Genomic DNA, 22,296 nt, shown 5'->3' on the forward strand with positions numbered 1-22,296 from the left:
CGCACTCTCGTTTCGCCTCGCGACCCGGCCATCAGGACCCGGCACTTCGCCCGCGGGGCCGCCGCATCAGGCTCCGCGCGCATGACAACGCAGGCAGTCCTGTCGCTTGGGATGGCGGGCCGGAACCGGCCTGGCGCCGTCTGCCCGGTGACACCCCACACAATTCTTCTCGACCGTGACGGCTTGGTGTTCGGTATTCTCGGGAATTCGAGGGTTGCGGTCCCTCGGCGCCGGCAGCAGCGACACACCGGCGACAACCGCCAGAGCCGCAGCCGCGAAGATCCAATCCACCTTGCGCAGCCTCATGCCCCGCTCTCCTGCGGCGAACGATCGGCGGCTTCATAGGCGTCCTGGAGCACCTGGGCCACGTGCTTGACCTCTGCCGCCCCGCGCAACCCGGTCCGCAGCTGAATCATGCAGGCTGGGCAGCTCGTCGCCACCAGCTCCACCCCGCTCTGCTCAACGGCGCGCTGCTTTCGCTCCACGATGCGCTGGGACGTTTCGAAGTCCTTCACCAGATACGTCCCGGCTCCGCCGGCGCACCGGTCGGCGTCGGGCATCTCGACGTAGTCGACGCCGGGCAGCGCCGCCAGCAGGGCACGAGGCTCTTTCGTCACGCCCGCCGCGCGCAAATGACAGGACGAGTGATACCCCACCCGTCGTCTGCCCGGGCTTGTCGGCGCAGCCTTCGGCTTGACCGGGGACTGTGCCACGAACTCCGAGATGTGCCGCACACGACGAGCCAAAGCCTCAGCCGCCGCTTGTTCCGCTTCGCCGGCGAACCATGTGGGGTAGTCCTTAAGCATCAACGTGCAGGACGCGCAGCCGGTCACGACCGTGTCGTACCCAGCCAAGGCACGCAGATTCACCCGCGCGCCTTCCTTGGCGAGATCGCGATGGCCGTAGGTCTCGATCGGGGTCCCCGAACAGCGCTGAGGCGGCAGGTCCGGGTTGACGCCGTGCCGCCGCAGCACGGCGATGACGGCATCCCCGACTCCATCATCGAAATAATTGGCGGCGCAGCCATGAAAGTAGGCAACGGTGGACCGGGTCCCCCCCGGCTTCGGAATAAGATCCGCATGGCGTTCGCGCAACTGCCGAGTGGCGAGCTTAGGCAGCGCCACGTCGGCCGAGAGTCTGGCCTTGTCGGCCAGCCGGCGCATGATCGGCCTGGTCGCGGCGTCCAGAATTCTCCGGACGATCGGCCGGTCCCACAGCGGCTGCAGCCTGGCCAGGATTCGCAGATACCGGGCAAACTTCTCCGGTCGGGCGTGCAACGCGAAGATGCGTCCAGCCGGCTTGTTCGGACGTTCGGCGCGCCGGTCGAGGATCAATTGCGAGACGTCCACCCCGGCCGGACAGGCGGTGCGGCAGGACTTGCAGTTGAGACAGGCCTCGACCACCCGCTTCGAGTCGTCGTAGGAATAATTTTTGTCCGTCAGGATCTCGAACCAGCCCCGCGAGCTCATGTCCTCGGAGCGGAACACATCGTACACCGGACAGACGGCGTTGCACTTGGCGCAGGTGGCGCAGGGCTTCGACAGTCTGGTGTAGTCGATGTGGTCGGTAAAGGGGCGATCGCTGATCTTGACGCCGGGATTGAGCGTTCCGGCCGGATCGAAGCTCCGTTTCACCCGCACGAAGAGATCGTAGAGTTCCGGCCCGAACATCGCGCGGACGAACTCGGCCCTCACCCGTCCGTCGCCATGCTCGCCGCAAATCGAGCCGTTGAACCGGTCGAGGACGGTCTGATGGATCTCATGATAGCCCCGCACCATCTTCTCGAAATCTCCCTCGTCGTTCACGTCCAGGAGGGGAACGATATGGGCGTTGCCGTTGCCGATGTGGCCGAAGATCGCCACCGGAACGCGCTGGCCGTGAAAGAACTCCTCAAGGTAGCGGATCAACTCGCTGATACGGTCCGCGCGCACCACGACATCGTCCACGAAATTGATCGGCTTCTTGTGCGGGTCAAACCGATAGAGCGTCGGATAGAGAGCCTTGCGCGCCTTCCACAGCTCGTCCCGGCGCTCTTGATCATAGGCGATGGCGATGGCGGAGGCCAGGGGATACCCGCGGCACACCGTCGCCATGCGCTCCGCGCCATCGCGCAGGTCGGCCGCACCATCCTGCGCATCGAATTCGGCCAACAACGTCGCAGCTGCATCGGCGGGAATGCCGTGTTTTGAGCGCCCGATCAAATCGAGTGTGTTGGCATCCATGACTTCCAACGCGCTGGGCGCGAGTTCAAGCAGCTTCGGCACCGCCTCCCCCACGTCCTCCAATCGTTTGAAATGGATCAGGGCCGTGAGGGTTGCGCGCGGCTTGTCGACCAGATCGATCGTGGCTTCGCTGAAGACGCCCAACGTCCCTTCGCTCCCGACGAAAAGCTTCGGCAGATCGCACCGCCCGCGGGCCAGCCCGTCGGCAACTCCGAAGAGGTTATAGCCGCAACTGTTCTTGCTGACGGCCGGACGCGCACGTACCAGCAGGTCGGCATGGCTCCGGATCAACGACCAGGTGTCGCCGACCGGGCGATGCGCGGCCAGCAGTCCGGACAGGGTCGGATCGTCGATCGCATAGTCGCGCGCATCGAGCCAGTCTCCGGATTGGAGACAGACGCGCAGCGCCCGTACATTGTCCTTGACCGACCCGTACCGGAGAGTATGAGGACCGGCCGAATTATTCGCGAGCATCCCGCCGAGCTTGCACATGTCTCCGCTCGATGGATCGGGGCCGAAGAGCAGTCCCTGACGGGCGAGTTGCTTGTTGAGTTCCGCCAGGACAATTCCCGGCTGCACCCTGGCCCAGCGCTCCTCGCGATTGATCTCGAGAATGCGGTGCATGCGCGAGACGTCGAGAATGATCCCCGACCCGATGGCGGAACCGGTGAGATTGGTCCCGGCCGCCCTCGCGGTCACCGGAATGCCCCGCGGTACGGCATAGCGAATGACGGACTGGATATGGGATTCGGTTTCCACCAGCGCAACGGCCTGTGGTATCATCCGGTACATGCTGGCATCCACGGCGTACGCCGTCTTGGTGGCTGCGTCGTCTTTGACGGCGGACGATCCCAAAAGACGACGCAGATCATCGGCGACGGCTCGGGATTTTTCGGGCAGGATCAACGGCATGACCGCGCATTGTAACAGGATGTCGAAAATGACCGCCAGCAATTCAAGAAGGTTCAGGTTGAGGTTGAGGTTCAGGCGCACATTCGGAGTGAGTTCATAACAATGACGGTGCGCCGGACTGTGATCGGAGTCTATATGATGGTGGCGGCCTTCCTGGTCGCTCACACCGTCAATGCGGTGGTAGCCGAGGCGCTGCTTGTGCCGGCCGGTGTGGCGATCCCTCGAACCGCCGACGCCGTCGACCCATCGACGAATCAGTCGGGCGCGTCCCTGGCGAACCACGTACGAACCAGCGGGCTGTTCCCGTTGCCGCCGGACCCGGTCAGCACTGCACCGGATGGGACGCCGGGCGGCGGCGCAAGGGTGGTCCAGCAGCCGCTCAACTTGGCGTCGAAGATGAAGCTGCTGGGCGTCGTGATCGGTGATCAGGGCGGCATTTCGGCCATTGTCGAGATGATCGCCAGCAGGCAACAACTGTTTTTCCGTTTGCATGATCAGGTACCGAATATCGGGGAAGTAGCGGAAATTCGTCGCGACGGGATGTTGATCCGTGAAGGCGAGCAGCAGGAATTCCTTGGGCTCAGCATCGGCGAGGACCAGCCGCCGATGATGCCCAAGCCGCAGGCGGCATCGACACCGGCAGTCCCGGGCGCCCCCATTAAGCAGACACTCGACCGGCGAGAGGTCGACCAGGCGATCGGCGATCTACCGAAATTGCTGTCGCAGGCCCGGGCGGTCCCCGTGATGGCCAACGGCGCCATGAGCGGATTCCGCATGGACTATATTGCACCGTCGAGCTTTTATGAGAAAATCGGCCTGCGCCACGGGGACGTGCTGAAGCAGGTCAACGGGGTGGAGATTCGAGATCCCTCCACCATGCTCACGCTCTTTCAGCAGCTGCGCAACGAGCGCACGGTCAAGCTGGACGTCCTGCGTAACAATCAGCGCGCGACGTTGCTGTACGACATCCGCTGACAGGACGGCGGTGACCCGCCCGTCCGACCTACCCGGCGCGCTGGGATGCCCCCTTGCATCGGCTCAGAAGTGTGTTCGATGGGCTTCGTTACTCGTGTTCACTGCTCATGTGCCCATGCGTCGATCTGTCGATCCAGCGCACAGTGTTGAGGAATTGTGACCTCTTCTGAATCAAACGGCCCTCCGCTGTTGGGGAGCATCCTGGAAGGCAAGTTCGGCGTCCCGGAGGCGAAGCTTCTGGAGGCGCTGAACCTGCAGCAAACCAAGGGCGGCCGGCTCGGGGAACTGCTGATCCGCCTCCGCGCCATCGAGGAGGACCAGCTGCTCCAGGCGCTTGCGCTGCAATTCGGGCTGCCGTGGCTGCCCCATCTCGACACCGCTCAGATCGAGCACGACTGGATCAAGAAAGTCCCGATCCACTTTGCGCGGCGATACCGCGTGCTTCCGATCAAGGCCGAAGAGGGAGCCATTCTGGTCGCGACCATAGACCCGCTGGAAACCGCCGCCCTCGACGATCTGCGTCTCCTGCTGGGTCGGCCGGTCAAGCCGGTGCTGACGACCGCCATCGCCCTCATGGGATGTCTCAACCGAGTCTATGACGAAATCGCCAGTCCGACCGGCGCCGAGCAGGTCATGGAAGACATCGCAGCCAGCGAGAATCTGGATCAGCTGGCCCATGCAATCGACGAGCCGAAGGACCTCCTGGACGCCACCGACGAGGCACCGATCATTCGCCTCGTCAATTCCGTGTTGTTTCAGGCGGCGAGGCAGAGAGCCAGCGACATCCACTTCGAATCCTTCGAGCGCGGCCTGGTCGTCCGCTACCGGATCGACGGCGTGCTGTATCCCGTTCTGACGCCTCCGAAACATCTGCAGTCGAGCATCATCGCGCGGCTGAAGATCATGGCCGGACTGAACATCGCTGAAAAGCGCCTGCCGCAGGACGGACGCTTCGCCATCCGCACGGCCGGCAAAGATATCGATCTGCGCGTGTCGGTGCTCCCGACCTCGCACGGCGAGCGGGTCGTGCTGCGGTTGCTGGAAAAGGAGAATCGCCTTCTGAATCTCTCCGAAATGGGGTTCGCCCAGGATCGGCTCCGCACCATTCAACAACTCATTCAACTGACGCACGGCATCATCCTCGTCACGGGACCGACCGGCAGCGGCAAGACGACCACCCTGTATGCCGCCTTGAGCGAAATCAACGCGCCTGACAAGAACATCATCACGGTCGAAGATCCGGTGGAGTATCAGTTGGTCGGCATCGGACAGATGCAGGTCAATCCCAAGATCAATCTGACGTTCGCCGCCGGACTCCGGTCCATTTTGCGTCAGGATCCCGACGTCATCATGATCGGAGAAATCCGGGATCGTGAGACGGCCGAGATTGCGATCCATGCGTCGTTGACGGGCCATCTCGTGTTCTCCACGCTGCATACCAACGACGCGGCCAGCGCCGCGACGCGTCTGATCGACATGGGGATCGAGCCGTTTCTGGTCGCCTCATCGGTGGTGGCCGTGCTCGCCCAGCGGCTGATCCGCAAGATCTGCCCGGACTGCAAGAAGTCGTATGAACCCGACGACGAGGAGTTGATCCGCCTCGGCGTGGTCCCGGGCAAGAAGCGACCGACGTTCTTCCGAGGCGCCGGGTGTCCCGCCTGCTCCCAGACCGGCTACCGCGGACGAACCGGCATCCATGAACTGCTCGTGATGGACGACGACGTGCGACGCCTCATCGGCAGCAAGGCGGACGCAGCGGCGATCCGACAAGCCGCTCTCGCCAAAGGCATGATCCTGCTCAAGGACGAAGCCGGGGACCGGATCTTTCAAGGCATTACGACCACCGAAGAAGTGTTGCGCATGACCCAGCAGGAAGTGGAAGTGTAATGCCCGTCTATCAATACCGGGGCTACAAGCAAGACGGGGGATCGGCCACCGGGATCATCGACGCCGAAAGCCCCAAGGTCGCCCGGCTCAAGCTGAGGAAGGACGGAGTTTTTCCCACGGAGATGTCGGAGCAGGGCGGCGTCGGCCAAACCCCGTCCGCCTCTCACGCATCGACGAGGCCGTCGTCAGCAGGCGGCCGATCCGCGCTGGGTCCCGGCGACATCGCCATGATGACTCGGCAACTGGCCACGCTGCTCGTTGCGGGCCTGCCCCTCGTCGACGCCCTCGGCGTCCTCCTTGAGCAAACCGACAAGAAGTCCGTCAAGTCGATCCTGGCCGACATTCGCGAGGAAATTCGCGGCGGCAAATCCTACAGCGTCGCCCTCGAACGCTATCCGCGGGAGTTCTCCCAGATCTACGTCCACATGGTCCGAGCCGGCGAAGCCAGCGGCGCGCTGGATCAGATCCTGTTCCGGCTCGCGGAGTTTCTGGAGAAACAGCTCGCACTCAAACACAAGGTGACGAATGCCATCCTCTACCCCGCCCTGATGCTGTTGGTCGGCGTGGCCGTCCTGTTTTTCCTTATGACGTTCGTCGTGCCGAAAATCACGGCCGTCTTCGCAAACCTGAAACAGACGCTCCCCTGGCCGACGGTGGTCCTGATGACGCTCAGCCGCTGGTGCGCGGATTACTGGCCCGTTCTGGTCGGGAGCGCGGTCGTCCTGATGTGGACCGTGCGTCGTACCGTGAGGACGGAGACCGGCCGTATTCTGGCGGACCGCCTCATCCTCAAGCTGCCGCTGATCGGCGACGTGGCGCGGATGGTGTCGATTTCCCGATTGTCCAGCACGCTCGCCACGATGCTTGCAAGCGGCGTCCAGCTGCTGGAAGCCATGGATGTCTCCAGGAGGGTCATGAACAACCGCGTGCTCGAGCACGCGGTCGAAGAGGCGCGCCAGAACATCCGAGAGGGGGAGAGCATCGCCGAGCCGCTGAAGCGAAGCGGCGAATTTCCGTCGCTCGTCACCCACATGATCGCCGTCGGCGAACGGAGCGGCGAGATGGAGGAGATGCTGCGACGAATCGGACAGATCTACGACGGCGAGGTCGACCGGGTGATCACGCGCTTTACCTCGCTGCTTGAACCGGTCATGATCCTCATCATGGGCGTTCTCGTGTTTTTCATCGTCGTCGCCATCTTGCTTCCGATCTTCGAGATGGGCCAAATGGTACGGTGAGCCGGACGAGAGCCGACAACAACGATCACGTCAACGGAGGTGTGCGGTGAGCGACAGGATGGAAGCGAACGACGGACAGACAACAGGGCGGACCGCCCGCGGCTTTCGACCTATGGAGAGGCGGCCGCTTCCCCACCGCGTGCTGCTGGGACAGAGCGGGTTCACGTTCATCGAGATCATGGTCGTGGTGGCGATCCTGGCCATTCTCGCCGCCTTGGTCGTCCCCCGCATCATGGGGAGGACGGACGATGCGAAACGCACTGCCGCCAAGGTGCAGATCCGCAATCTCGAGGGGGCACTGCAACTGTACAAGCTGGACAACGGCGTCTACCCGACGACGGAGCAGGGCCTGAAGGCCTTGGTCGAGAAACCCTCGGTCGGGGTCATTCCCAAGAAATGGAAGCTGGGCGGGTACATTCCGAACGTCCCTGAAGATCCGTGGGGCAATCCATATAAGTATATGAGCCCGGCCCCGGTTCAACAGGGTCAATACGGCCAGATCAAGGGCGACTACCAAATTACGTCGTTCGGCACCGACGGGGAAACCGGCGGAGAAGGCGTGAACGCCGACATCACCAACTGGAACCTCGACAAGGACTGAGCGCCCGGCCGGGAATCCGGATCATCACGGAGGCCACCCCGTAGACTGCGGTGATCAGCTCGGAGCATTTCCATGACAGATCGCCTTTCTCGCGCCGCCAAGCCGGGCCTGCAGGACCGTCCCCCGGAGCGGCTCCGGAGGACGGGCGGCTTCACGATCCTCGAAATCATCATCGTGCTCTTCCTGTTGACCGGATTGCTGACCATCATCATCCCACGCATCGGGATCGGCGAAACCCTTGCATCCAACGGACGCAAGTGGGTCAGCGCCCTTCGAACATTCCAAGAGATGGCCGTCGCCGCACAGAAGCCCGTGCGATTGCACATCGATCTCGAACGAGGACAGTACTGGCCGATGATCCTCCAGGACGGTGAGGAGAGAGTGCCCCTCAATGAAGTCTGGCAGACGCCGGTCAACTTACCCGAATCGATTCACATTACGGACGTCCAGGTCGGACAGAAGAAGAGCAGCGCCGGCCGGGCTGCGCTGCTGTTTTATCCCAACGGTAAAATCGACCCCGTCGTGATGCACCTCACCGACGACAGCAACAATCTGCTCGGGATCCAAGTGGAGCCGGTGACGGCCACCATCCGCGTCAGCGATCAACGAATTGAGCCTCCCCGACCCTGGACGCTGCCGGAACGCATTCGACAGCTGCTGCAGATTCAACAGACCCCTCCTGGGGTCAAGCCCGCCGCGCCCGTGGCGCCGGGTGGGCAGTCATAAGATGCACGACGCTCGAGGTTTCACCCTGCTGGAGGTGCTGATCGCCCTGGCCATCCTGGCGATGGCCCTGCCGATTCTCCTCGGCTTGCGCAACTTCGATTTGGGGCTGTACTCGCGGGCCGACGACATTGTGGCTGCCACCATGCTCGCGCAGGAGAAGCTGATGGAAACGGAGGCGGCCACCGCCTTTCCGCTGGGCGAAACCGGCGGCGATTTTCAGAACCCTCCTCCCGGAGCTCAATCGCCGGCCGGATTCCAGAATCGGGCGGAGAAATACCGCTGGAAACGCTTGGTCACGACCACCATGCTGCCGAACGTTCGCGAAGTGAAGATCCAAATCATCTGGCCGCAGGGGGCTGCGGATGAAATGGTCGAGGTCAGCACCTATGTCTTTTCGTCCGCCTCGCTCTGAGCAGGGATTTACGTTGGTCGAGGTGCTGCTGGCGGTCGCCCTGGTGGCCGTGATCGCCACGATGGTCTTCAGCGCGCTCTATCTGACCGCCAGCGCGATCGACCGGACCCGGGCCGCGGCGACGGAGGAGCAATTGCTGCGGAGCACGCTGCGCGTCATGGCCGACGAACTGGCCATGAGCCTCCAACACCCCGCAAGTCCCTGGATCGGCATCAATGGGCAACAGGGAGGGGAACCGGCCGATACGATCGCGTTCATGACGGTCGGACCGTTTCGCGCGATGAACGCCGCAACCGATACGGAAATGGTCCGCATCGTCTATACCAGGAACGAAACCGCCCTGATGCGGATCGTCCGGCGCAATATCTTCGGCATCAACGACGAATCGCTGGAGCAAATGGAACTGGCGAAGAAGGTGCGGGGGTTCAATGTCCGTTACTACAACCGGACCGGCAATATCTGGTCAGATGAGTGGGACGGGCGGGCCAGGTCCGGGGTCCCGACGGCGATCTTGATCGAGTTGAGCCTCGAGCAGGACGCGCCGGAGCCGCGGATCATCCGCCAGTGGGTGTCCGTCGGAGCCCCGTCATGACCCTGCGCTTGCCCTGGTCCGGCATGGCAACCTCCATGAAGGAGCCGCTCCTCTGGACCGCAGCGGGAGCGCTCAGCTTCGTCGGCTTCCTGTTTCTGACCTTTCCGTTCCAGGCGCTGCAGGCCCGTATCCTGTCCGAAATTACGCGGGCTACCGGATGGGATGTACGGGCGGCAGGGTGGTCCGTCGAATTGCCGCTCGGCGTGGCCTGGCATGACGTGATGGTCTCAAGACCCAACGCCGCTCCGTTTCCGATCGAATCGATGACCATGAAGGTCGGGCTGTGGGCCCAACTCACGGGACGCCACGCGCTGGACGCTTTGGTGCATTTCCCCGGTTCGGGGCAGCCAGGCGCGGCCAGGGCCACGGGAACCATCACGGCCTCGTCCTGGTCCTTTCAAGGACCGACGGCCGTGAAAGTCCACCTCCAGCAGATCGATCTCTCGTTGTTCCTTAAGCCGCTCGTCACAAAAGGTCTCTTCCGAGCCGATGTGGACCAGGCCTGGATCGGCAACGCGGACGGAACCGTCGCATTCAAAGGCAACGGCACCTGGAAGGCAGAAGCAGCGGACCTGACCCTGGAGCAGATCCCGGCGGGGTCCAGCCGGCTTCCCTCGCTGACATTCAACCGTGTCATGCTCACGCTCATGTGCCGCAACGACCAATGCGACGTGAAGGAATTCAACGGAGAGGGTCCTGACGGGACAATTTCCGGACAGGGCCGATTCCGCCTGATGCAACCGATCCAACAAACCGAGCTGGAGTTGAGCGTCACCGTCCAAGCCGGAGCCGGTTGGGCTCAAAAATCCGCCGGACTGGCGCTCCCCCCGTTCCCGCCCGGCACCTCCCTCACGTTTAAAGTGCTCGGGACTATCGCAAATCCCAGGGTGTCGGTGTAGTATCAAAGGTTCTGGTGCCAGGAATCAGCCTGGTCCCCTTGGAACAGTGAAGTTCAGATGGTCGCCGAATGTGTGGGCCTCGATATCGGGCTGACGGCATTTAAGGCTGTGCGATTTCGCCGCCGCCTGACCGGCCGGGAGTCCGTCGAGTACTTTCATCTTCCACTCCCTTTCGGTCGTCCGGAAACCGCCGAACCGGCCAAGCGCGCCGGTCAATTACGAAGCTTCCTCTGGCAGCACGGTCTCTACGGCGGCGGCGACATTGTCACCGCTCTGCCCTGTCAGGACCTGTTCATCCGCACCCTGTCCTTTCCGTTCCGCGACGCCGCAAAACTGGCGCAGGTCGTACCGTTCGAGGTGGAAAATCTCATCCCCATGTCCCTGGAGGACGTGGCCATGGGGAGCATGGTCCTGCCTGCGAGAGAATCGCCGGACGCCCCGCAGAAACCCAAGACCGCCGAAGTCCTCGTGACGGCCGCACCCAAGGAGAAAGTCGCCGAGCATCTTCAATTCCTAGCTGCGGCGGATTTGAAGCCCTCCGCGATCGGCGTGGACGGCATGGCGCTCTATTCGGTCACTCAGTTCCTGCAAGAGGAAGGGGCCCGCGTGCCCGGCGAACTGGCGATCATTGATGTCGGAGCGACAAAGACCACGCTCTGCCTCATTCGAGAAGGGCGCCCGACCCTGCTCCGTACCCTCCTGTGGGGCGGCAATCACCTTACCCATGCCCTGGCCGTCCGTTACGCCTGCAGTTTTGCGGAGGCCGAGCGACGCAAGCGAACCATGGCCGCTCAGGACGTCAATGCCTGGTTGGAGCCTCTGTTGAAGGAACTGCGCGTAACGTTGCACGCCTATGAGGGAAACGGACGCCAGCGTCTCTCCCATTGCTGGGTCTCAGGCGGAGGGTCGAAACTGCGGGAGCTGGGCGGACACGTCGCCCAGGAGCTCGGGCTGATTCCCGTCGGACCGCGGCAGGGATTCGGTGCGTCGTGCCCCAGAGCCTTTTCGATCGCCTTCGGCCTGGCCATCCATCCCAAGATCGTCCGCCCACGCTGGAAAACCAAAGCCATCGGCTCCGACCTTGCCGTCGATCTCAACGCCGGGACTGCCGCCGCCGCCGCACAGGTGGCGGCGTTGCGTCAGGACCGCCGGCTGGCCCTGTGGGGCGCCGTGGTGCTCGGCATTCTGGCGTTGATCGACCTTTCCGTGCGGGTCTACGTCAAGGACCGGGCCTTTACCGACGTCAAGCAAGCGCTTCACGCCGACTTCGTCCGCAGCTTCGGCGAAGGAGCCGGGTCGGGCGAGGAGATCGACGTGGCACGATATCGCGTCGGACAGCTCGAGAAGGGTCTTGCCGTCATCGACGGCAGCCGTTCGAACATGCTGGCCCACCTGTCGAGCCTGGCGAAGCAACTGCCGTCCGGCGTTCCCTTGACCATCCGGGATCTGACGATCGACGGTTCGACCGTCCATCTCGAAGGCGAAACCGCGTCGTTCGACGCGGTGGAAAAAATCAAGCAAGCGTTCTCCGGGAGCGGCAAGTTCCAAGACGTCTCGGTATCGGACACCCGAGTCGGGTCGACCGCCAGCCAAGTCGTCTTTCGCCTGGCCTATGTGGTGCCGCAGCCATGATGATGCAGACCCTCAAAGAGCGATGGCGCCATCTCGCTCCTCGCGAACGGATGATCGTGAGCATCGGGGGAGCGGTGCTCCTGGCGTGCCTTCTGTTACTGGTGCTGATCGATCCGCTGCTCACCACGATGGACCAGCTGGAGAGGAAAACCGTCCGCAAGCAGAAAGAACGATCGGAGCTGACTCTGTTGGCCGCGGAATACGCCGCGAAGCAGGCCAGACTGGCTCAGCGCGAGCAACGGCTCCCACCGACCGAGAGCAATTTCTCCCTGTTGGCCTTCATGGAAGAGGCGGCCACGTCGGCTCAGCTCAGGGACCGTATCGTCGGCATGCAACCCCAGCAGCCGACCACGGTACAAGGCTATCAGGAAACCGCCGTCGATCTCCGCCTTGACGGCGTGGAACTCCCGCAGCTCCTGGCACTCCTGGTCGTGCTGGAGCAGGCACCCTACGATGTTCAAGTGCGACACATCCAGATCAAGCCGAAGTACGACAATCCGGTCAGTTTGGATGCCTCGCTGAGAATCGTCACCTATGTCAAGGTCTGACGAGCGCGGCGTCGCCCTCCTTCTCGCGCTGTTGATCCTCACCCTCCTCGTCGCCTTGATCTTGGAGTTTGACTCCGAGGCGCGGCGTGAATACCGGGACGCGGCAGCCTTCCGAGACAGCTTCAAGGCCACGGTGTTGACGCGCGCTGCGGTACAGGCGGCCAGGGCCGTCCTCCAACAGGATTTCCTCAAGGACCGGCAAGCCGGAAAATTCTACGACGCGCCGACGGACCTCTGGGCCTTTCCGATTCAGCAATACCCCATTGGAGACGGTATGTTGAGCGCACAAATTGAGGACGAGCGCGGCAAGCTGAATCTCAACGACTTGGCGGCGGGAGGGGACCCCAACGCCAGAAAAAACAAGGTGCTCCGGGTGAAGCGCCTGTTCGAACTGATGCAGATCAGCCCCGAAATCGTCGATGCGATCGTCGACTGGATCGACCCCGACGATACCCCTGAGCCGGCCGGCGCCGAAACCCTCTACTACCAATCGCTGCATCCGCCGTATCGGGCCGCGAACGCCCCGCTGCAGACTGTGGAGGAACTCCGGCTCGTCAAGGGGATGACAGCGGACAGCTTCGACAAGATCTCCCGCTATATCACGGTGTATCCTCAGGAGGGCGAGGGCCGCATGAATCTCAATACCGCCGAGTTGATCGTACTGCAGACGTTGGATGCGCGCGTCAGCCAGGCCGTCGCAGGCGAGATCATTCAAGGCCGGCCCTACAAGACCATTCAAGAACTGGATCGCGTCGGAAGCTTCGAGGCGGTGGGAAAGGAACTGCGCCTTCAGAATGCGTACGACATCAAGAGCGACGTGTTTTCCGCCCGCATGACGCTGACCGTCAACGACGTCGTCAGGCACGCCATCGTGACCCTCCGCCGGGACGCCAATACCGGCACCAGCACCGTCCTGTATTACCGCGTCCTCTAGCCTCCGCTCTGCCTTCCCAAGCCGCAGACGCCGGCTCCCCGGTCGATCGCGGCGAGAGTTAACAATCTTGTAACATTCAGGTTACCGGCCGGAAACCCCTGCCCGGTTAAGATGTGACGACGGAACTCGGTTTGATTCGGGCGACTTTACGGAGAAAGGAACCAGGAATGTTGCACACAATGCTCAAACGAGGTGTATGGCTCATCGGTGCCTGTGCGCTCGCCGCAACGGTCGATCCCGCCGCCGCCGAACAGGGAGGGCCATTCGCATCGCTGAGCCCGGACAACGAACTTGCGCGTTACACCCCTCAGAGCCAGGTGAAGGGCAGCCTCAAGATCCAGGGATCGGAAACCATGTACCCGCTGCTCTCCCGCTTGAGTCTCGAATTTCAGCGCCGCCAACCAAACGTCCGCATCGAAGTGCGCGGCGGGGGATCGTCCAAAGCGATCGAGGAATTTCTCCAACCCCCCTTAAGCAAGACCGGCAAAGTGATGCTCAAGGAGGAGCGCTCGCAATATTTCTCCCTGGTCGCGACCTCACGCGAGCTGTTCGATTCGGAACTCAAGGAATTCGTCGCGCAGCATAATTACGAACCGATGGCCGTACCGGTCGCGGTCGACGCCGTGGCCATCTACGTCCACAAGGAGAATCCCTTGACCGCGCTGACGCTCGAGCAGGTGGACGCGATGTTCTCCAGTACCCGCCTGCGCGGGCACAAAACTCCGATCACACAGTGGGGTCAACTCGGGCTTTCCGACGGCTGGACCGATGCCTCGATCCAGCTCTACGGCCGGGACAGGAAGTCCGGCACGCGGGCCTTTTTCCAGGAGCACTGTCTGGGAGGCGGTGAATTCATCCCGGCGGTGCATGAGAATCCGGGAGCGGCCTCGGTGATTCTGAGTCTCAGCCGAGATCAGCTTGGCATCGGATACAGCGGCCTCGGTCTGGAATCCTCGATCGTACGCGCCGTTCCTCTGGCCGAAGCCGCCGGCATGCCCTTCGTCAGTCCCTCGCCCGCCGCCGTCGCCGACCAGTCCTATCCGTTGCGACGCATCCTCTATCTCTACCTGGACAAGTCTCCCAAAACATCCCTCCCGCCTGCCGCCCAGGAGTTCCTGGTCTTCCTGATGAGCCAGGATGGTCAGCAGGCGGTGGTCAAGGCCGGCTTCTTCCCGTTGCCTGCGCAGCAGATCAACAAGAGCGCTGTCGCGTTGGATAGTGCGGCGGGATCGGCTCCGGTTCGGCGTTAGCGCGACAACCCTCACGGGGTGGAGCTCTTGCGGGGAGGCGCCTTGGACGGTTTGGCCTGGTCCATCTCAAGTCGAAGACGATTCATCTCCTCGGTCAACGCCTTCATTTGGTTGGCCTGATCGTCCAGCCGGCCGCGTAGTTCGAGGTTGGAGTTCGTGAGCTCGCGGACTTGGTTCTGCAGATCCTGCCTCGACGGCCCGCCGTCCCCACCGGCCGGAGTCGGCATGGCGGACTCCCGGCCGATCTGGACCGGGGGTTTCGCCGAGCGAAGCGCGATGGCTTCCTTCATATCCAGCGAGACGTGAACCGTCTCGAACGGCGCCCACTTGGGCTCTTCGGCATCGGGAACGACGGCTGCGCGGGCCGGGCTTGCCACCCACAGCTTCATACCTTTGGTATCCCGCGGATCCTTCAGGTCATCGCCGCCGGTGTCGGCACGGGTCAACGACGCATGATCGGTGAGCACGACGTGCAGATACTTGTCCCGGACGAACAGAGAGCCGATCGTTCTGTTGTCGCTGTACTTCACGCCGGGCTTGGGGAACGAAAACGTCACGCGCTCCGCCGCCCCGGCCTGCCGAAGGGCGTCTGACAGGGGACCCGAGTATGCATCAAGCTGTTCATCGGGCAACAACGGCACAGGTCTGGGATTCTCGAAGATTCCGACGATCGTCCCCGTCCAGCCGCTCACTTCGACCGCGCCCAGCAGCGTTCGCACTTCGGCCGCGGCCAAGTTGGCGGGATGAGCATTGTGAACCTCGGTCTTCGCGCGCGCGATCGACGGATCACGCTCAAGACCGACCTTCGCGCCCCCCTGATTGTAGGTCGTCCGCTCACCGGTCAATGCCGCGCAGGCGGACATTCCCGCGACCGTGACGACAAGGCATGCCACGATGACCCATCGCGTGCTCACAAACGGCGCCGTGATTACTGTCCACATGTGAATTGAATCCCCCAGATCCGTTCGGTCCCCATTTGCCCGCGCCAGTTGCGATCGGCGGTCTTGCTGATCTTGGGAATTTCCCCTTCCTTGACGATGCGCGAGCCGTTCGGACACTTGCCGGCGATCACACGAAGCGCATCCCGTCGGCCCGCGGATGACAACACATCTCCCTCGTTCTGGATCGGAAACGTGACGACTCCGCCCGTCTCGGTCTCACGGATGAGAGAGGCCCCATGACCGCAACCGGCCGCTGCAGCGCCGGCCATCAACAACAGGAGAAGCGGACAGCCTCTGTGATACCATGGCCGCATCTGCCACATCCTGGCCCGACGATCTCTATTCAATCAATTCCCACCCTCTCCCACCCTCGCCGCGGTCTCTGCGACGTTTCTATCGGGAGACGCACCACGTCTGGTTTTCGAGCGTTTCGTATCCTGCTCCGAACGAGGGGAAATCGGCAATTTCACGCCCCCCTGTATTCCAAATGTGAAGGCATTTGACCTCCAGGTTCGGAAGGCTGCGCGGAATGTCGTCCACGACGACGACCTTTGCCAATCTGGTTGTTCCAACCACGATCACTCTGTTTCCTCGTTGGAGAAACTTCGGTTCGAGGGTTCCTGAAAAGGTGGCAGCGAACTCGCCGCTCCGTTTTCCGGTATCTTTCGGCCCGTAGGCGGGATGCCTGACGATCGGAAGTTGCCTCAGCACCAGCGTGATCGCGTCGCCTTTCACGTCAGATTGCAGGATGGCGCCGCCAAGTTCCGCTTTCTTGCCCTCATCCTGGTTCGGCAGCGCCCGCCATCGAGAAAAGTCGAACTCCTGATCCACCCCCTCCATGACCTCCGGAGCGAACACTTGAGAGGGCGAGCAGGCACCCCATATCAGAGAGGCCAACAACATCGCAGTCGCTGAGACACGTTTCATATCATTCCTCCTTACTCCCTAGCCGCTTTCCGATGCAATGAGAAACTTTTCACGGACGGCTTCGGCTTCCAGGGTTACATGAACCGGACTTGAAACTGCACGAAGAACGCATTGTTGGCGAAAGGATCCGTGGCCGAATTATAGGGCGGTGTGTCGGGCCCGGTGCCCAGACCTTGGTGATGCCGGAATTCGTAATTGAGCTGGATTTTCGATTGAACCTTGGGTGGAAAATTTTCGAAATAGTAGGTGAGTCCGACGATGGTTCGTTCATACAAATCATTCCCCATGTTGGTATTGGGATCGAACTGCTCCCACATGACGGTCGGCTCGAAATTCTCCAATGGTCCCTCAGTGAAGAGATACTTGCCCAGCACATAATAGGTTCTTCTCATCATGCCGGGCGCTCCCGAACCTCCGCAAACCGCCGTGACTTGACAGTTCCCGTTCGCGCCGATTCCCACCGTGGTGGCGTTGGCGCCGTCGTGCCCTTGCCAGTACTCGCCTTGCACCATGAAGCCCGGCAGGATCTTCGAGGTATAACGGAAATCGACCGCGTAACGATCGAATATCCCCTTTCCTCGTCCGTTGATCAACGTCCCCGCGTTGTTGGATTCGCCTTGGATGGTGGTGAAGCTGACGAAGGACACGTCGTTTCCGAACAGCCGCACACGAGCGTACCAGGCCTTCGGCGAGTTAGCTCCCCCGAGTCCGGAGGTCGTATTCACCAAGGCATTGGCCTGGAAGTTATTGTTGTTCATGACACCGGTCACATACTCGATCCGGTTGGCGATTTTGCCCCGCACGTCGATGAAATAGTCGCGCTCCTGCACGAACTCGATCGATCCGCCTGTTCCATTCTGGTTCTGCGGCGGCCCGCCGCCGCCGCCGACTTGCGTCAAATACGGCGAGCTGATCACGTCCCGCAACCCACCCGACTGTTCGGTGAAGATACCGAACGGCATCCGGAAGATACCGAGCCGGATGAGGTTCAAATTTGGAGCCCAGGCCTGAATCGGCCTCACGTCGATGTAGCTTTCGCGGAAGAACGTCGAAGCCGTCGGGGTCCCGAGCTGGTTGGCTGCGGCCGGCGTATTACTCGTCAGGTTGATGCTCTGGAACTCCATGAGAATGTGCCAGCGTGGGATCGTTTCGCTGATCTTGCCCCAAAACAGCACTTCCGATCGCCGAATGGAAAAGCTGTCCTGGCTGCGTCCTTCCGGAACCTGCGTGTCCAGATGACCGTAGAGAAACTGCAACGCGTTGAGTCCGAAATTGATCTTGTCTCTGAGGATCGGCAGCAGTTCCGTCTTGTTCTTCCACTCTTCCAGTGAATCGATGCGCCGCGATTGATCCGCCACGCGATACTCCTGTTCCGCGCGGATCTGAATCCATTCGTCCATCGTAATCGCGCCCTTTTGCAGCAGCAGATCTTCAATCGCCGTACCGCCCGGCGGCAGGTCTTTCGCCGGAGCCGGCCCCTGAGTCGGCGTCGGCTCGTCGGCCTTCTGCGCCACGATCACCGGCGGCGTGGCGGACGGCGCGCTCTTCGCCGTGCCCGCCAGTGACGGCGGCGCCTGCAGGCCCAGCATCAGCGCCAGCACTCCCAACGTTGAGCTTACCTGTAATCGAACCCTCGTCATGTCGATTCCCCCCTGGTTGGTATGGGACTGGATCTCGGTCACAGTACGGGTGTAGCCGAGATGGATCACGGCGCAATTGCCGCGCGGTTACAGGATTGTTAACAAATGCTTGTCACGAGGATTCGGAATCGCGGCGGTTCTGCCGACTCAGGGCGAAGAAATTAACGCGGTGTTAACAGAGACGTCATCGAGCCGAAAGATTCCTCGCACATGCTGAGCGTTGCAGGAGGCGAACGTGCCGTCTCGAAGGAGTCATAGGAAAGGAGCCCGTCCATGAAGAGGATGCAGCAAGCCGGAAGCGCCCTCACAGGCCTTGGCCTGATCGGAATGCTCCTGTGGTTCAGCAGCCCGACCTTGTCCCAGCCCACGGCGCTGGTCAAGGTGGACGGATCGAGCACCGTCTTTCCGATCACCGAAGCCGTAGCGGAGGAATTTCAGAAAAGCGCGCGCGGATCGGTTCGCGTCACGGTGGGCATTTCCGGCACAGGCGGGGGCTTCAAGAAATTCTGCCGAGGCGAAACGGATCTGCAGGACGCCTCCAGGCCCATCCAGTCCGGTGAAATGGAGGCCTGTCGAGCCAACGGGGTGTCATACATCGAACTGCCTGTCGCCTTCGACGCGCTGACGATTGCCGTGAGTCCGCAGGCGACGTGGGTCGACCACCTCACTCTGGATGAACTCAAGCGGATCTGGGAACCCTCCGCGCAAGGCCGCATCATGAAATGGAGCCAGATTCGTCCCACCTGGCCCAACGTTCCGCTCAAGCTGTTCGGGGCCGGGTCCGACTCCGGGACATTCGATTACTTCACGGAAGCCGTGGTCGGCAAAGCCAAAGCCAGCCGCGGCGACTATACGGCCAGCGAAGACGACAACACGTTGGTCCAAGGAATTTCTCACGACAAACAAGCGCTTGGATACATCCCCTACGCGTATTTCGAGCCCAACCAGCAACGCCTTAAAGCGGTCGCGATCGATGGAGGCAAGGGGCCCGTGCTGCCCTCCCGCGTGACCGTCGAGAACGGCATGTACCAGCCGCTCTCACGCCCGCTGTTCATCTATGCCAACGCCAAAGCGGCCGAACGCACAGAGGTCAAGCGGTTCGTCGAGTTCTATTTGGCTCAGGCGGCGACGTTGGCGCCGCAGGTCAAGTACGTTCCGCTTCCCGCGCAGGCCTACTATCTGGCACTGACGCACTTTCGGAACGGAAAGGTCGGCACCGCCTTTCAGGGCGCTTCCTCAATCGGCATCAAGATCGAGGAATTACTGCGTCGGGAAGCGACACCGTAGGCCACACTGAAGGAAGGGTCATCATGGACGCCGAAGCCACCAAGCCCGATCTACTGAAGCACGCGCAAGCCATTCACGTCCCGCCTGTTTTTCCCCCACGATTCAAAGAGAAGGTCGTCGAATGGCTCTTGATGATCACCGCCCTGGCGTCGGTGGCCGTCACTGTCGGGATCGTCGGCGTCCTTTCTTATGAGTCCTTTCTGTTCTTTCGACAAGTTTCGGTCCTTGATTTCTTGACGGACAGCCAATGGACGCCTCTGTTCTCGGAGCCGCACTACGGCATTCTTCCCCTCGTGTCCGGCACCGTCGTGACCACCGCCGTGGCACTGCTCGTGGCCATTCCGGCCGGCACCGTGGTTGCCGTCTATCTGAGCGAATACGCGTCTCCCGCGCTACGCGAAGCCGTCAAGCCTGCCTTGGAACTGCTGAGCGCCGTGCCGACCGTCGTGTATGGCTACTTCGCGCTGCTCTTCGTCACGCCCGCGTTGCAGTGGATCTGGCCGGACCTGCCCGGCTTCAACATGCTCAGCGCCGGATTCGTCATCGGTATCATGATCGTGCCCTACGTCAGCTCGGTGAGCGAGGATGCCATGCGGGCCGTTCCGCTCGCCCTCCGCGAGGGCGCCTATGCCCTGGGCGCCACACGCATGCAGACGTCGCTCCGCGTGGTGTTTCCCTCCGCCCTGTCCGGCATCGCCGCCGCGTACGTGCTCGGTGTGTCTCGGGCCATCGGAGAAACCATGGTGGTCGCCATCGCCGCCGGTATGCAGCCGACTCTGACCTGGAACCCGCTGGAGCCGGCCGCCACGATGACCGCCTATATCGTTCAAGTCAGCCTGGGAGACCTCCCGCACGGCAGCATCGGGTACCGGACCATTTTTGCGACGGGTCTGACACTGTTGCTCATGACATTCATCTTCAACCTGGCCGGCCATGTCCTTAGAAAACGCTACCGCCAAGTCTATTAGTTCCGGTCCCGATCGCAGGCGCCTGGCCCGCCGCAAGCGAGTCGATGTGCTGGTTGCACGGACTGGATTTGTTGTTACGCTGACAGTCCTCAGTGTGCTGCTCGCGCTGATCGGCCAATTGGCGGTGGAAGGCGTCGGTCGCCTGTCCTGGCAGTTTCTGACTTCCTATCCGTCACGGCTCGCGGCACAGGCGGGCATTTTGAGCGCCTGGGTCGGGACGATCCTCGTCATGCTACTGACCGCGCTCGTGGCGGTTCCCTTGGGACTCGGAACGGCCGTCTACCTGGAAGAGTATGCGCCGAAAAACCGGCTGACCACCCTGATCGACATTAATATTGCCAATCTGGCCGGCGTGCCGTCGATCGTCTACGGCCTGACGGCGCTCGCGCTGTTCGTTTATGAGTTCCGCCTCGGGCAAAGCTTCCTGACTGCCGGCTTGACTCTGACTCTTCTGGTGCTGCCGATGATCATCATCGCCGCCCGCGAAGCCCTCCGGGCCGTACCGCCGCAGATCCGAGAGGCCGCCTCTGCGCTCGGCGCCACCAAGTGGCAGACGGTCAAGCACCATGTCCTGCCCTGCTCCATGGGAGGCATCATGACCGGGTTGATTCTGGCGCTGTCCCGCGCGGTGGGGGAAACGGCCCCGCTGATGACCGTCGGCGCCCTGTCCTTCATCGCATTTCTGCCGCAGCCTCCCTGGCTATCCGACGTACCGTTCATCTCATTCCAGTGGATGCTCGATCCCTTTACCGTCATGCCGATTCAGATGTTCAACTGGGTCTCGAGGCCGCAAGAGGACTTCCACGTGAACGCCGCGGCGGCAGGGCTGATTCTGCTGTTGATGACGTTGGCGATGAACGGGTTGGGGATCGCGGTGCGTGCGCGTTTTAGGAAACGAATCCGTTGGTAGAGGACATGTCCGTAACAGCACCACCGAACAGCGGATTGAAGGCGGAATCTAGAGGCCTGAGCTTCTTCTACGGCAACGTCCAAGCGCTGAAGGGGATTTCACTCGGTTTGCCCGATCGTCATGCTACGGCGCTGATCGGACCGTCCGGATGCGGCAAGACGACCTATCTCCGGTGTCTCAATCGGATGCATGATTTGTATCCGGGCAACCGGTACGAAGGCGAGCTGCTGCTCTATCCGGAGCGGATCAACTTGGTGGCCTCCAACATCGATCCCGTCGAAATCCGCATGCGCGTCGGGATGGTCTTCCAGCGGCCGAACCCGTTTCCCAAGTCCATTTATGAAAACGTGGCCTATGGCTTGAAGATCCGCGGGGGCATGAAGCGAGCCGACCTGGATCAGGCCGTCGAGCGGGCCCTCCGCGATGCAGCCCTCTGGCCCGAGGTCAGAGACCGCCTCCACGATCAGGCGTTCAACCTCTCGGGAGGACAGCAGCAGCGCCTGTGCATCGCCCGGGCGCTGGCCACGAGACCGGAAATCCTCCTGTTCGACGAACCCACGTCGGCCCTGGACCCCACAGCGACCGCGCGCATCGAGGAACTGGTCAACGATATCAAGCAGAAGGTGACGATCGTGATCGTCACCCATAACATGCAGCAAGCGGCTCGCGTGTCCGACTACACGGCCTTTATGTACGAAGGCCGCTTGATCGAGTGCGATCGAACGGACAAGATCTTCACCAACCCATCGAACATACTGACCGAAGCGTACGTGACCGGCCGGTTCGGCTAGTCAT

At 62.0% G+C, this 22,296-nt stretch carries 22 protein-coding genes; 16 read left to right on the forward strand and 6 right to left on the reverse strand.

The genetic code is table 11. The annotated features are described in order from the left end of the window. Positions 1 to 66: 66 nt before the first annotated feature. Both P0111_17600 and P0111_17605 read right to left on the reverse strand, forming a co-directional pair. A complete protein-coding gene (locus tag P0111_17600; protein ID MDF0645846.1) occupies positions 67 to 306 on the reverse strand; it encodes a hypothetical protein in 240 nt (79 codons plus the stop codon). Next, the gene (locus tag P0111_17605; protein ID MDF0645847.1) at positions 303 to 3,215 is read right to left on the reverse strand and encodes an FAD-binding and (Fe-S)-binding domain-containing protein; all 2,913 of its coding nucleotides are present in this window, start codon (positions 3,213 to 3,215) and stop codon (positions 303 to 305) included. The genes P0111_17600 and P0111_17605 overlap by 4 nt, the downstream gene beginning before the upstream one ends. Before the next feature lie 21 nt (positions 3,216 to 3,236). Between P0111_17605 and P0111_17610 the strand changes: the two genes are divergently transcribed. The 12 genes from P0111_17610 (at position 3,237) to P0111_17665 (ending at position 14,828) form a co-directional block, all read left to right on the forward strand. Then, complete coding sequence (locus P0111_17610; GenBank protein ID MDF0645848.1) at positions 3,237 to 4,109, forward strand: hypothetical protein; 873 nt, start codon at positions 3,237 to 3,239, stop codon at positions 4,107 to 4,109. A gap of 156 nt (positions 4,110 to 4,265) precedes the next feature. Then, positions 4,266 to 5,996: a type II secretion system ATPase GspE gene (gene gspE / locus P0111_17615; protein MDF0645849.1), complete on the forward strand. Its 1,731-nt coding sequence runs from the start codon at positions 4,266 to 4,268 to the stop codon at positions 5,994 to 5,996. Continuing rightward, positions 5,996 to 7,234 carry a type II secretion system inner membrane protein GspF gene (gene gspF, locus P0111_17620; GenBank protein MDF0645850.1) on the forward strand — a complete coding sequence of 413 codons (1,239 nt, stop codon included), beginning with the start codon at positions 5,996 to 5,998 and terminating at the stop codon, positions 7,232 to 7,234. The genes gspE and gspF overlap by 1 nt, the downstream gene beginning before the upstream one ends. Positions 7,235 to 7,280: 46 nt before the next feature. Beyond that, complete coding sequence (gene gspG / locus P0111_17625; GenBank protein MDF0645851.1) at positions 7,281 to 7,835, forward strand: type II secretion system major pseudopilin GspG; 555 nt, start codon at positions 7,281 to 7,283, stop codon at positions 7,833 to 7,835. Positions 7,836 to 7,907: 72 nt separating this feature from the next. Beyond that, positions 7,908 to 8,561, forward strand: a complete 654-nt coding sequence (locus tag P0111_17630) for a type II secretion system protein (protein ID MDF0645852.1) — start codon at positions 7,908 to 7,910, stop codon at positions 8,559 to 8,561. Position 8,562: 1 nt separating this feature from the next. Further along, positions 8,563 to 8,973 carry a prepilin-type N-terminal cleavage/methylation domain-containing protein gene (locus P0111_17635; GenBank protein ID MDF0645853.1) on the forward strand — a complete coding sequence of 137 codons (411 nt, stop codon included), beginning with the start codon at positions 8,563 to 8,565 and terminating at the stop codon, positions 8,971 to 8,973. Next, positions 8,948 to 9,565: a type II secretion system protein GspJ gene (locus P0111_17640; GenBank protein MDF0645854.1), complete on the forward strand. Its 618-nt coding sequence runs from the start codon at positions 8,948 to 8,950 to the stop codon at positions 9,563 to 9,565. Before P0111_17635 ends, P0111_17640 begins: the two co-directional genes overlap by 26 nt. After that, on the forward strand, positions 9,562 to 10,464 hold the full coding sequence (gspN, locus tag P0111_17645; GenBank protein MDF0645855.1) for a type II secretion system protein GspN: 903 nt from the start codon (positions 9,562 to 9,564) through the stop codon (positions 10,462 to 10,464). Before P0111_17640 ends, gspN begins: the two co-directional genes overlap by 4 nt. A 57-nt stretch (positions 10,465 to 10,521) precedes the next feature. Continuing rightward, positions 10,522 to 12,096, forward strand: a complete 1,575-nt coding sequence (pilM, locus tag P0111_17650) for a pilus assembly protein PilM (GenBank protein ID MDF0645856.1) — start codon at positions 10,522 to 10,524, stop codon at positions 12,094 to 12,096. Beyond that, positions 12,093 to 12,644, forward strand: coding sequence for a type II secretion system protein GspM (gspM, locus tag P0111_17655; GenBank protein MDF0645857.1), 552 nt, complete (start codon positions 12,093 to 12,095; stop codon positions 12,642 to 12,644). The genes pilM and gspM overlap by 4 nt, the downstream gene beginning before the upstream one ends. Beyond that, complete coding sequence (gspK, locus tag P0111_17660; GenBank protein ID MDF0645858.1) at positions 12,631 to 13,578, forward strand: type II secretion system minor pseudopilin GspK; 948 nt, start codon at positions 12,631 to 12,633, stop codon at positions 13,576 to 13,578. Before gspM ends, gspK begins: the two co-directional genes overlap by 14 nt. Before the next feature lie 167 nt (positions 13,579 to 13,745). Further along, positions 13,746 to 14,828: a PstS family phosphate ABC transporter substrate-binding protein gene (locus P0111_17665; protein MDF0645859.1), complete on the forward strand. Its 1,083-nt coding sequence runs from the start codon at positions 13,746 to 13,748 to the stop codon at positions 14,826 to 14,828. A gap of 11 nt (positions 14,829 to 14,839) precedes the next feature. Here P0111_17665 and P0111_17670 read toward each other — a convergent pair whose 3' ends face one another. The 4 genes from P0111_17670 to P0111_17685 form a co-directional block, all read right to left on the reverse strand. Continuing rightward, positions 14,840 to 15,769 carry a hypothetical protein gene (locus P0111_17670; protein ID MDF0645860.1) on the reverse strand — a complete coding sequence of 310 codons (930 nt, stop codon included), beginning with the start codon at positions 15,767 to 15,769 and terminating at the stop codon, positions 14,840 to 14,842. Then, positions 15,757 to 16,083, reverse strand: coding sequence for a hypothetical protein (locus P0111_17675; protein MDF0645861.1), 327 nt, complete (start codon positions 16,081 to 16,083; stop codon positions 15,757 to 15,759). The genes P0111_17670 and P0111_17675 overlap by 13 nt, the downstream gene beginning before the upstream one ends. A 79-nt stretch (positions 16,084 to 16,162) precedes the next feature. Further along, complete coding sequence (locus P0111_17680; GenBank protein MDF0645862.1) at positions 16,163 to 16,696, reverse strand: Slp family lipoprotein; 534 nt, start codon at positions 16,694 to 16,696, stop codon at positions 16,163 to 16,165. 74 nt (positions 16,697 to 16,770) lie between these two features. Beyond that, positions 16,771 to 18,336, reverse strand: a complete 1,566-nt coding sequence (locus P0111_17685; GenBank protein ID MDF0645863.1) for a hypothetical protein — start codon at positions 18,334 to 18,336, stop codon at positions 16,771 to 16,773. 273 nt (positions 18,337 to 18,609) lie between these two features. Here P0111_17685 and P0111_17690 point away from each other — a divergent pair, with 273 nt between their 5' ends. The 4 genes from P0111_17690 to pstB are packed head-to-tail and all read left to right on the forward strand — an operon-like array spanning position 18,610 to position 22,292. Then, the gene (locus P0111_17690; GenBank protein ID MDF0645864.1) at positions 18,610 to 19,623 is read left to right on the forward strand and encodes a PstS family phosphate ABC transporter substrate-binding protein; all 1,014 of its coding nucleotides are present in this window, start codon (positions 18,610 to 18,612) and stop codon (positions 19,621 to 19,623) included. Positions 19,624 to 19,646: 23 nt separating this feature from the next. Next, entirely contained in the window at positions 19,647 to 20,591 is a 945-nt protein-coding gene (gene pstC / locus P0111_17695; protein MDF0645865.1) for a phosphate ABC transporter permease subunit PstC, read from the forward strand. Then, positions 20,557 to 21,501 (forward strand): phosphate ABC transporter permease PstA, encoded by a 945-nt coding sequence (gene pstA / locus P0111_17700; protein ID MDF0645866.1) that lies wholly within the window; start codon positions 20,557 to 20,559, stop codon positions 21,499 to 21,501. Before pstC ends, pstA begins: the two co-directional genes overlap by 35 nt. 5 nt (positions 21,502 to 21,506) lie before the next feature. Beyond that, positions 21,507 to 22,292: a phosphate ABC transporter ATP-binding protein PstB gene (pstB, locus tag P0111_17705; GenBank protein MDF0645867.1), complete on the forward strand. Its 786-nt coding sequence runs from the start codon at positions 21,507 to 21,509 to the stop codon at positions 22,290 to 22,292. Positions 22,293 to 22,296: the final 4 nt, after the last annotated feature.

Source organism: Nitrospira sp., assembly GCA_029194535.1.
GTDB lineage: Bacteria > Nitrospirota > Nitrospiria > Nitrospirales > Nitrospiraceae > Nitrospira_C.

Bases quoted from the DNA above. Each gene is read 5' to 3' on its own strand.
- P0111_17600 (MDF0645846.1), bottom strand. From the start codon at position 306: ATGAGGCTGCGCAAGGTGGATTGGATCTTCGCGGCTGCGGCTCTGGCG.
- P0111_17610 (MDF0645848.1), top strand. From the start codon at position 3,237: ATGACGGTGCGCCGGACTGTGATCGGAGTCTATATGATGGTGGCGGCC.
- gspF (MDF0645850.1), top strand. From the start codon at position 5,996: ATGCCCGTCTATCAATACCGGGGCTACAAGCAAGACGGGGGATCGGCC.
- P0111_17630 (MDF0645852.1), top strand. From the start codon at position 7,908: ATGACAGATCGCCTTTCTCGCGCCGCCAAGCCGGGCCTGCAGGACCGT.
- P0111_17635 (MDF0645853.1), top strand. From the start codon at position 8,563: ATGCACGACGCTCGAGGTTTCACCCTGCTGGAGGTGCTGATCGCCCTG.
- P0111_17640 (MDF0645854.1), top strand. From the start codon at position 8,948: ATGTCTTTTCGTCCGCCTCGCTCTGAGCAGGGATTTACGTTGGTCGAG.
- gspN (MDF0645855.1), top strand. From the start codon at position 9,562: ATGACCCTGCGCTTGCCCTGGTCCGGCATGGCAACCTCCATGAAGGAG.
- pilM (MDF0645856.1), top strand. From the start codon at position 10,522: ATGGTCGCCGAATGTGTGGGCCTCGATATCGGGCTGACGGCATTTAAG.
- gspM (MDF0645857.1), top strand. From the start codon at position 12,093: ATGATGATGCAGACCCTCAAAGAGCGATGGCGCCATCTCGCTCCTCGC.
- gspK (MDF0645858.1), top strand. From the start codon at position 12,631: ATGTCAAGGTCTGACGAGCGCGGCGTCGCCCTCCTTCTCGCGCTGTTG.
- P0111_17665 (MDF0645859.1), top strand. From the start codon at position 13,746: ATGTTGCACACAATGCTCAAACGAGGTGTATGGCTCATCGGTGCCTGT.
- P0111_17670 (MDF0645860.1), bottom strand. From the start codon at position 15,769: ATGTGGACAGTAATCACGGCGCCGTTTGTGAGCACGCGATGGGTCATC.
- P0111_17675 (MDF0645861.1), bottom strand. From the start codon at position 16,083: ATGCGGCCATGGTATCACAGAGGCTGTCCGCTTCTCCTGTTGTTGATG.
- P0111_17680 (MDF0645862.1), bottom strand. From the start codon at position 16,696: ATGAAACGTGTCTCAGCGACTGCGATGTTGTTGGCCTCTCTGATATGG.
- P0111_17685 (MDF0645863.1), bottom strand. From the start codon at position 18,336: ATGACGAGGGTTCGATTACAGGTAAGCTCAACGTTGGGAGTGCTGGCG.
- P0111_17690 (MDF0645864.1), top strand. From the start codon at position 18,610: ATGAAGAGGATGCAGCAAGCCGGAAGCGCCCTCACAGGCCTTGGCCTG.
- pstC (MDF0645865.1), top strand. From the start codon at position 19,647: ATGGACGCCGAAGCCACCAAGCCCGATCTACTGAAGCACGCGCAAGCC.
- pstA (MDF0645866.1), top strand. From the start codon at position 20,557: ATGTCCTTAGAAAACGCTACCGCCAAGTCTATTAGTTCCGGTCCCGAT.
- pstB (MDF0645867.1), top strand. From the start codon at position 21,507: ATGTCCGTAACAGCACCACCGAACAGCGGATTGAAGGCGGAATCTAGA.